At 56.8% G+C, this 8935-nt stretch carries 8 protein-coding genes and 1 pseudogene; 1 reads left to right on the top strand and 8 read right to left on the bottom strand.

Annotation, left to right across the window (positions count from 1 at the left end; all coding sequences use genetic code 11):
- Positions 1 to 165: pseudogene (locus BM174_RS21760) on the bottom strand (IS21 family transposase); the annotation flags it as partial.
- Between the two features lie 139 nt (positions 166 to 304).
- Positions 305 to 721 carry an AMP-binding protein gene (locus BM174_RS16920; protein WP_093925040.1) on the bottom strand — a complete coding sequence of 139 codons (417 nt, stop codon included), beginning with the start codon at positions 719 to 721 and terminating at the stop codon, positions 305 to 307.
- A 161-nt stretch (positions 722 to 882) separates the two neighbouring features.
- Here BM174_RS16920 and BM174_RS16915 point away from each other — a divergent pair, with 161 nt between their 5' ends.
- A complete protein-coding gene (locus BM174_RS16915; protein ID WP_093925039.1) occupies positions 883 to 1773 on the top strand; it encodes a LysR substrate-binding domain-containing protein in 891 nt (296 codons plus the stop codon).
- Here BM174_RS16915 and BM174_RS16910 read toward each other — a convergent pair whose 3' ends face one another.
- The 6 genes from BM174_RS16910 to BM174_RS16885 all read right to left on the bottom strand — a co-directional run bounded on the left by BM174_RS16910 (position 1774) and on the right by BM174_RS16885 (position 8842).
- Entirely contained in the window at positions 1774 to 2526 is a 753-nt protein-coding gene (locus tag BM174_RS16910) for an SDR family NAD(P)-dependent oxidoreductase (protein WP_093925038.1), read from the bottom strand. It lies immediately after the preceding gene.
- Positions 2519 to 4138: an ABC transporter ATP-binding protein gene (locus BM174_RS16905; protein WP_093925037.1), complete on the bottom strand. Its 1620-nt coding sequence runs from the start codon at positions 4136 to 4138 to the stop codon at positions 2519 to 2521. The genes BM174_RS16910 and BM174_RS16905 overlap by 8 nt, the downstream gene beginning before the upstream one ends.
- Position 4139: 1 nt before the next feature.
- A complete protein-coding gene (locus tag BM174_RS16900) occupies positions 4140 to 5054 on the bottom strand; it encodes an ABC transporter permease (protein ID WP_093925036.1) in 915 nt (304 codons plus the stop codon).
- A gap of 4 nt (positions 5055 to 5058) precedes the next feature.
- On the bottom strand, positions 5059 to 6012 hold the full coding sequence (locus BM174_RS16895; protein WP_093925035.1) for an ABC transporter permease: 954 nt from the start codon (positions 6010 to 6012) through the stop codon (positions 5059 to 5061).
- 113 nt (positions 6013 to 6125) lie between these two features.
- Positions 6126 to 7586 carry an ABC transporter substrate-binding protein gene (locus BM174_RS16890; protein WP_245766420.1) on the bottom strand — a complete coding sequence of 487 codons (1461 nt, stop codon included), beginning with the start codon at positions 7584 to 7586 and terminating at the stop codon, positions 6126 to 6128.
- A gap of 98 nt (positions 7587 to 7684) precedes the next feature.
- Positions 7685 to 8842, bottom strand: a complete 1158-nt coding sequence (locus tag BM174_RS16885) for a mandelate racemase/muconate lactonizing enzyme family protein (RefSeq protein ID WP_093925033.1) — start codon at positions 8840 to 8842, stop codon at positions 7685 to 7687.
- Positions 8843 to 8935 lie beyond the last annotated feature (93 nt).

Raw genomic sequence — 8935 nt, 5'->3', positions numbered from 1 at the left:
CCCTCTCGATGGAGTCTTCTGGGATGGGAGACGGGGATCCTGGGCAATTCGATAGGCGGTTGCCCGGCTCATCCCCGCCTTCGCGGCGGCGGTCTCGATAGGGTGATCTTGTCTTAGCTTCATGAGAAATCTCGTCTGATGATCGGTTACATGGCGCCCCGGCACAAAAGTGGTTCTCCAGTGTTGAAAACCACCAGCGTAGCGGGCCGACCTCGATCACAAACCCCAAAATCGGGGCGCAGCGGCGGGTGTGTGCCTCCGGTCGGGCTACGCCCTCCCTTCAGCACACACCCGCCGCGACGTCTCATCCTGATTGACGCTGAGTCTCATCCAGTTTGTCGCGCTGCACCCGAGGCAAGAGCGGCAAGAGAATAGTTAGGAATTCCTCGTGGCACAGGATTGCGTCGTCTTCTGCATGGTTGATCGTGTAGAGGATCTGCTCTGGTGAGAGCCGGATGTTCACCGTGTGCAGCGTTGCACCAATCATCGGAATGGCAAAGAAACACTCAAGATATCGGGGAGTATCCCAATCCATCACCGCGACAGTGCTGCCAGCACAAAGCCCATACGAGGTAAGAACGCTTGCAAGACGGGAAATCCGTTCGTGGAATTGCCGATATGTCCGCGCTTGGCCCAGCCCATCAAGGATGATTTGATCCGGGTTGCGCCCGGCCGGCGCCTGAAGGATTTGCCGGATGTTCAGGGAAAAGTGCGGATGCATAGGTCTCTCCTTTTATCTTCACCACAATAGTGGCGAAAAGGCCAACTTACACATAACAAAAAAAGGGTCTCAGCTTCGTTTTCTGCTATCCTTTCGTCGCTGGCTGAACGAAGCTTATGAGAAAATGTGCAATTTTAAACTTGAACAAGGGGTAGCAACCTATGGGACATCAAATTCCGCCACTTCCGTGGCTGCGTGCGTTCGAAGCTTCGGCGCGGCACCTAAGCTTCACGAATGCCGCAAGCGAACTGAACTTGACACAGGCAGCAATTTCCAAGCAGGTAAAGCTGCTAGAGCACTACTTCGGTGAGCCGCTTTTCGAACGCCTGCCGCGTAGTTTGATACTTACCAAAGCCGGGGCGGCCTATCAGCCCAAGGCGAATGATGTTTTCGAGCGGCTTGCCGCCGGCACTTTGGAAGTGTTCGGAGGGCGTCGCATGGGAATTCTGTCGGTCCGCGCACCAGTCGGATTTGCCACCACCTGGCTTGCCGCACGTTTGGTTCGCTTTCTGGCCGCCCATCCTAAGATTCAGGTCCGCATCGTCTCATCCGTATGGGCAGAAGACTATGACAGCGAAACGTTTGATTTGGATATCCGATATGGCTTTGGTAAATGGACCGGTTTCGATGCAGACCGGCTGACCTTGGAAAAATTGATTCCGATGTGTTTGCCCGAAGTCGCGGCGGGCATGTCATCACCCGACGATCTTGCAAAAGAGCGGCTTCTGCACGTTCTAGGTTATCAGGAAGGATGGGCGGCCTGGCTGACCGCTGCGGGGACCGCGCATGTTGATGCTGGATCCGGGCTATGGTTTGATACAACTCCGATGGTGCTGGAAGTTGCGGCCCAAGGTGGTGGCGTGGCGCTCGGCCGATCCTCCATGTTGGAACGCGAGATTACCTCAGGGCGTTTAGTGCCAGCATTTGATCTGGCCTTAGCGATCGAAGAAGGGTTCTTCTTGGTTGCACCTGAAAAAGGCGCACGTCACCCTGATGCGGCCATCTTTCGGGACTGGCTACGGGCCGAAGCCAAGATATCGGAAATCCTTTGATTACCGCGCCCGCAGACGGACCCCTGCATCCAGCCGGATAACTTCGCCGTTCAACATTGGATTCCGGATCATCGACAGACAAAGATCGGCGAAATCCTCTGGCGCGCCAAAACGGCGGGGAAAGATGGCATCGTTAGTGATAGCTTCGACCATTTCTGGCGGTACGTCTGCAGCCATCGGCGTGTGAAACAAGCCCGGCGCAATCGCCAGAACCCGCACGCCCTTGGCTGCAAATTCACGTGCGGCTTGAATTGTCATCGCCGCAATCGCCCCTTTTGCAGCTACATAGGCCCCTTGGCCGATCTGCCCCTCATAAGCGGTGATCGAGGCGGTGTTGACGATAACACCACGCGCTTCGTCCGGGTCAAGTGGCGCCAGCGCCATCATCCGGGCTGCAGCCTTGCTCATCACACTGACCGTGCCGAGAAGGTTGACGTCGATCACTTGGGCAAAGCGCGTCATGTCAACAGGTCCGTCGCGACCGACCAGCCTCATCGACCCGGGGATGCCTGCGCAATTGACCACGATACGGGCCACGCCATGCGCCGTTTCGGCCGTATCCAAAGCCGCAATGACTGATGCTTCATCCGCCACATTGCAGGCTACAGGCAGGATGCCGGGGCTGGGACTACCCGGTTGCAGATCAAGAGCCGCTACGCGAACCCCAACCTGAGCTAAGGCCTGCGCTGTTGCAAGACCAAGACCTGAAGCCCCACCTGTCACAAGGGCCGCGTGGCCCGCGAAGTCACGCATGTTCCCCCCGTGCGGCCAGCAATCGGTTCAGCCAGTCTGGATCCATCTCGGGGACCGAGGATAAAAGAAGGTTTGTATAGGCTTCTTGCGGAGCCGAAAAAAGTGCGGCTTTCGGCCCCCTTTCGACTACGGCGCCATTCTGCATCACCACCACTTCATCGGCGATGGATTTCACCGTGGCGAGATCATGGGTGATGAACATAAAGGCAAGGTTCAATTCCCTTTGGAGCCGATCAAGCAGTTTAAGAATGCCCTCTTGCACGATCTGATCCAGAGCGGAGGTAACCTCGTCACAAATGATCAGTTGCGGTTCGGCAGCCAAAGCGCGAGCAATGCCGATGCGCTGTTTCTGCCCGCCCGAAAGCTCACCGGGGAACCGATCAATATATTTATCAGGCTCCAGTTCGATCAGCGTCAGAAGATCACGAATACGGGCCTCCAGTGCTTTTCCCTTTAGGCCCAGATACATTTCGGCTGGACGGCCAATCAGCTCGCGCAGACGTAGCTTTGGGTTCAGCGCGGTGTCGGCCATCTGATAAATCATCTGACATTGGCGCAACTCGTCACGTGAGCGAGCCTTGAAGCTAGAAGGCAGCGGCTTGCCACCCATCAAGACCTCGCCCTGACGCGGTGACAACAGGCCCGTTATGACCCGAGCTGTCGTGGATTTCCCCGATCCGCTTTCACCCACCACGGCAACTGTGCGGCCCGCGTGGATGTCAAAGCTGATATCTTTCAGCACATCGACCGCACCATAGCCCGCCGTCACGTTGCGGACCGAAACGACGGGCGTACCGGTTGCCTGCGGTTGTGCCGCTCGTGCAAAACTGCGAACCGCCCAGAGACTTTTGGTATAGTCTTGCTTCGGCGCCGCCAGCATGGAACGGGTATCTGCCTCCTCCACCTCATCGCCGCGCAGCAGAACCTTGATGCGATCGGCCATCTGGGCCACCACTGCAAGATCATGAGTGATGTAGATCGCAGCCGTCCCAAACTGCCGGACGATGTCGCGGATCGCGGCCAGCACCTCAATCTGGGTGGTCACGTCAAGCGCGGTGGTTGGCTCGTCAAAAATGATGAGATCAGGGCGACACGCCATCGCCATGGCCGTCATCGCCCGCTGCAACTGCCCACCCGATACCTGATGCGGATAACGAAAGCCGATATCTTCAGGATTGGGCAGTCGCATGCGACGGTAAAGTTCAACCGCATCGGATTCTGCATTTTTGCGCGGCATGACCCCATGAACAACAGGGCCTTCGCAATACTGGTCTATCAGTTTGTGCGAGGGGTTGAAGCTGGCTGCAGCGGATTGGGCAACATAAGCGATGCGCTTGCCACGCAGGCCGCGCCGCTGCGCCTCGGGTGCCTGGCGCAAGTCGATGCCGTCAAAGTCAATTGTCCCACCAGAGATGCGACAGCCGTCACGGGCAAAGCCCATTGCAGCAAGGCCGAGCGTGGACTTGCCGGCGCCGGATTCTCCGATCAAGCCCAGTACCTCGCCCTTGTGGAGAGTCAAATCCACACCTTTGACAATCGGGTGCCAAGCATCGCCCGAACGGCCTTCAATCTGCAAACCCTTGATGGTGAGAAGCACCTGTTTTTCCATCATCCTACTCCTTCAAGCCGCTTGCGCGGTGCAGTTGCCAGTCCACAACGAAGTTTACTGCCACTGTTAGCAGTGCAATAGCCCCCGCCGGAAGCAATGGGGTAACGTCACCAAAGGCGATCAATGTCGCATTTTCGCGCACCATGCTCCCCCAATCTGCCGTGGGCGGCTTAATGCCCAGACCAAGGAAAGACAGCGCCGAAATGGCAAGAAATACAAAGCAGAAACGCAGCCCGAATTCAGCCACCAGAGGCGCCATGGCATTGGGCAGAATCTCGCGTCGGATAAGGCGCCAGTTGTTCTCGCCCCGCAGACGGGCGGCCTCGATATAGTCCATCACCACAATGTCTTGGGCAACTGAACGCGCCAGCCTATAGACCCGCGTCGCATCGACGGCGGCGATGACAAGGATCAGTGTCAACACCGAAGTACCAAAGATGGTGAGCAGAAGGAGCGAGAAAATCAGCGCCGGAATGGCCATCAGCGCATCAACGAAGCGCGACATCCAGTTGTCCACCCAGCCACCCACGAGCGCCGCCCAGATGCCAAGAACCGACCCTACGACAAAAGCCAGAATCGTGGTAGCAAAAGCAATACCCACGGTGTTGCGGGCACCGTAAACAAGGCGGGTAAGCATGTCACGGCCGAGCTTGTCTGTGCCAAGATAGTGCGGCGCGGCCCAAGGCAGATATTGCGCGCCTACGACCTCGCCCTCTCCAAACGGAGCTATGACAGGGCCCAGAAGAGAAACCAGCACGTAAACCAGGATGATCGCGATGCCAAATGATGCCGTCAACGGCATGTCACGGAATGTTGGTTTTTGATGATCGGGGGCAAGCGTTCGAAATGCAGCCCGGGCGCTGATCCCAATTGCAAAGAACAGGGCAAGGCCAACGATCAAGGAAAGAAATATCGTCATATCCCTACCTCCGATGCATTAGTCGCGGATTGGTGATGGTCGACATCACATCTGCGATCAGGTTCAAGAGAACGTAAGCTGTGGCAAAAATCAGGGCGATGGCCTGAACCACTGCGATGTCTCGGTTGGTCACGGCATCGACCATCAGCTGACCCAGCCCAGGATAGACAAAGACCACCTCGACGATGACGACCCCGGTAATGAGATAGGCGAGGTTCAGTGCCACGACGTTGATGATCGGGGCCAGCGCATTCGGCACCGCATGGCGCAGTACAACACGTAAGGGGGACATTCCTTTCAGTCGGGCCATCTCGATATATGGACTGGCCAGCAGGTTGATAATGGCCGCCCGCGTCATCCGCATCATGTGGGCAGTGACGACAAGCGTCAGTGTCAGCGCGGGCAGGAATGACATGTATAGCCGGTCACCAAAGGTGGTTGATCCGGTAATCCGCACCATCGAAGGGAAGATGCCGGTTTGTGCCAGCCACAAGACAAGAATGTAGGCCACAAAGAACTCGGGGAACGAAATCGAGGTAAGCGCTAAAGCATTTGATGCACGATCAAAGATCGAGTTGCGCCATAGGGCCGCCAAGATGCCAAGAACCAACGACAGTGGAATCGCAAGGGCAGCGGCATATAGCGCGAGAAACATGGTATTACCAAGCCGGGCACCAACCAGTTCGGCAATCGGCTTTTGCGTGGCCATCGACACGCCGAAGTCGCCCTGTAAGACACCCATCAACCACTTCAAGTAGCGCAGCGGTGCCGGATCATTGAGGCCAAGCTGTTCGCGTAATGCAGCCAGTGTTTCTTCGGTTGCAGACTGGCCCAACAACTCGCGCGCCAGATCGCCCGGCAACAATTCTGTCGCACCAAAAATCACCAATGAAATTACGAAAAGAGTTAGTATGCCCAAAAGCAGCCTGCGCCCGATCATACGCCAAATATCAGCCATCTTTCCCCCCGATTTCAGTTCACACCCAGCGGCCTTTACGCCGGCTTGGATTATGCTTTCGAACGACTCTGCCAGGCATTGCCAAGCAGAGTCCGATTTTCAAGTTAGAACGATCAGGCGAACCACCAACGCTCTACGCAGCGGAAGCCGTCGAGGTTCCAGTTATTTGAAACCTTTTCAGGTGTCGCGATCGCGTTCGACAACGCCATCACGTAGTTATTGTACATTGGAATAATGGTCGAGCCTTCGAAGGACACTATCCGCTGCATTTCCTGGTACATTTCGCGCCGCTTCGCTTCGTCAAGCTCGGACCGTGCGGCGACTAGCAAGCCGTCGAACTTTTCGTTGGACCAAAAGGTTTCATTCCAGGATGCGCCCGTCTGATAGGCCGTCGTGAACATCTGATCCTCCACCGGACGACCACCCCAGTAGGAGGCGACGAACGGCTTTTTCATCCAGACGTTGTCCCAATAGCCATCGTCTGGCTCCCGGTCCACGGTGATTTTGATGCCCGCAGCAGCCGCTTTCTCGCTCATCAAGACGGCTGCATCGACTGCGCCCGAGAAGGCGGCATTGGCGGCCGAAATTGTGACCTCCAGCGTGTCCATTCCGGCTTCTTTGAGGTGGAATTTGGCCTTGTCGGGGTCGTAGGTCTTGGCCTCCATCTCGGCGTAGTAATAGCGGCTGGCAGGGCCAATCGGGTTGTCATTTGAGACCGAACCGTGGCCAGCGAGGATCTTGTCCACCAGTTCCTGCCGATCAAAGGAGTATTTCAGTGCCAGACGAACGTTGTTATCATTGAATGGGGCCGCGCGGCTATCCATCGGGAAAACGTAATGCGCATTGCCTGATATCGACAGGATCTTGGCAACGCCCCGGCTTTCCAAAAGCCCGATCGTGGCCGGATCGACCTGATCGATCGTATCCACTTCGCCGGTCATCAGCGCATTCAGTCGCGCCGCCGGATCAAGGATCGTCAAAAGCACGATCTGGTCGAAATGGGCGCGGTCCGACTTCCAGTAGTTCGGATTGCGGTTCAGCGTGGCCTGAATGCCAGCCTCATAGCTGTCCACCATGTAACCGCCGCAACCGTCAGCGGATGTAACGTCGATTTTGCCATCGGTCCCCGGCATAATTGCGAGGTGATAGTCTGACATCAGATAGGGGAAGTCGGCATTTGGTGCATTGATCGTAATAACAACGTTAGGGCCATCAACCTTGATATCAGTCACGGCATCAAAATAGGGCTTTGCCGCCGAGGTCGAAGCATCGCCACGATGGTGGTTCAGCGAGGCCACAACATCATCGGGTGTAAGCGTCTTGCCGGAATGGAAGGTCACGCCTTCGCGGATCTTGAAAACCCAAGTCATCCCGTCCGCAGAGGTCCAGCTTTCCGCTATTTCCGGAGCCAAATTTCCATCGGCCCCAATCTCGATCAGTTGGTTGTGACGCGCCGCAGCATAGGTCTGGGCGTAAAGATTATCCCAAAGGCCGGGGTCGTAACTGTCTGTCGAGGACCCATGGCCAATCCCGACGCGGAACACGCCGCCCTTCTTCGGTTCCGACTGGGCCATTGCCATACCGGCTGGCAATATTAAGCTCGCCGTCGTCATCGCGATCCCGCTCTTTAGTAGGCCGCGTCGGGACATTCCGCGCGGAAGCATGGGGCTATTCATAATTTTTCTCCTTTGTGATAAAGCGCCCCGTAGGCGCTAGGCTTAAACGTTTCGAGTGCGGCCTCCGTGTAGATGGACCGGTCAAGCCAGTTAGGGCTGATCTCCACTCCCCAGCCGGGTGCATCCGAGACCGTCACGTGGCCATCCACGACTTCAAAGGGGCGACCGAGGAACAAGTCGCGCTGCCACGGATAGTAGTCGTCCCCCTCGATTGACAGTTCGAGGTATTTGCCAGCGTTTGGGATCGCAGCCATCAAGTGCATGGTGCAAATCGTGACCAACGAAAGATTGGCGGCATGGGGTGTGCAGGTCACGCCTGCGGCAGCCGCAAGGCCGGCGACCTCTAGGGTGCGCGACAAACCGCCCATATACATGACGTCAGGCTGAACGATGTCGACCGCACGCATGTCGATAATGCGCTTCCATGTCACCATGTCCCAGTCCTGCTCTCCCCCCGTCACGTCAATATCGAGTGCCGCAGTCACCGCCCGGGTAGCTTCAATATCCCAGTAGGCAACCGGTTCTTCAAAATGGCTAATACCATGTTCTTCAAGCACCCGCCCAACGGCGATGGCGCGCGGCACGGAAAAACCTGAATTGGCATCCACTAACTTCTCGATGCCGTCGCCCAGGGCGCGCGACAGCAGCGGGATGATCTCTTCCGTCCGTCCGGGCCATTCATCGACGTCATCACCGCATTCTGCACCGATCCGCCACTTTGCCGCCGTGAACCCCTGCTCGGCGCATAGCCGAACCAGCCGTTCAGCTTCATGCGTCGGGGAAATATCGCGCTTCATCGAGCTTGCATATGCCCGAACCGGTCCGGGGGAGCCACCGATCAGACTGGCGACCGGCTTGCCAACGCGCCGTCCAGCCATGTCCCACAATGCCGTGTCCAAGCCGGCAAGCGCGCGTGCGCGATAGCTGCCAGGGTATTTGTGTTCACGCCGTTCAATAAGATGGATCAAAGCGCCGATGTTGCTGCTGTCGGCACCAAGCGCCCAAGGCACGATCTGTCGATGAAAGACCTGCGCCGTTATGTCCGCATTATAGGTCGACGTCTGGCCCCAACCAAATACGCCATCTTCTGCCGTGACACGTACAAAGCAGACAAATTCGTTATGAAACGTCTCAAGTCGGACAATGCGGTTCATTTGGCCTCTTAACGGCTTACGGCCTGTTTGACCGCAACCACACCATCCCGCTGTCGTGGAAACAGGACAAACAACCAAAAGATAGCCTTAGGG

Source organism: Sulfitobacter brevis (assembly GCF_900112755.1).
GTDB classification, from domain to species: Bacteria; Pseudomonadota; Alphaproteobacteria; order Rhodobacterales; family Rhodobacteraceae; genus Sulfitobacter; species Sulfitobacter brevis.
The sequence above is the reverse complement of the archived record's forward strand: the minus strand, read 5'-3'. Positions and strand labels throughout refer to the sequence as shown.

Bases quoted from the DNA above. Each gene is read 5' to 3' on its own strand.
- BM174_RS16920 (WP_093925040.1), bottom strand. From the start codon at position 721: ATGCATCCGCACTTTTCCCTGAACATCCGGCAAATCCTTCAGGCGCCG.
- BM174_RS16915 (WP_093925039.1), top strand. From the start codon at position 883: ATGGGACATCAAATTCCGCCACTTCCGTGGCTGCGTGCGTTCGAAGCT.
- BM174_RS16910 (WP_093925038.1), bottom strand. From the start codon at position 2,526: ATGCGTGACTTCGCGGGCCACGCGGCCCTTGTGACAGGTGGGGCTTCA.
- BM174_RS16905 (WP_093925037.1), bottom strand. From the start codon at position 4,138: ATGATGGAAAAACAGGTGCTTCTCACCATCAAGGGTTTGCAGATTGAA.
- BM174_RS16900 (WP_093925036.1), bottom strand. From the start codon at position 5,054: ATGACGATATTTCTTTCCTTGATCGTTGGCCTTGCCCTGTTCTTTGCA.
- BM174_RS16895 (WP_093925035.1), bottom strand. From the start codon at position 6,012: ATGGCTGATATTTGGCGTATGATCGGGCGCAGGCTGCTTTTGGGCATA.
- BM174_RS16890 (WP_245766420.1), bottom strand. From the start codon at position 7,586: ATGGCCCAGTCGGAACCGAAGAAGGGCGGCGTGTTCCGCGTCGGGATT.
- BM174_RS16885 (WP_093925033.1), bottom strand. From the start codon at position 8,842: ATGAACCGCATTGTCCGACTTGAGACGTTTCATAACGAATTTGTCTGC.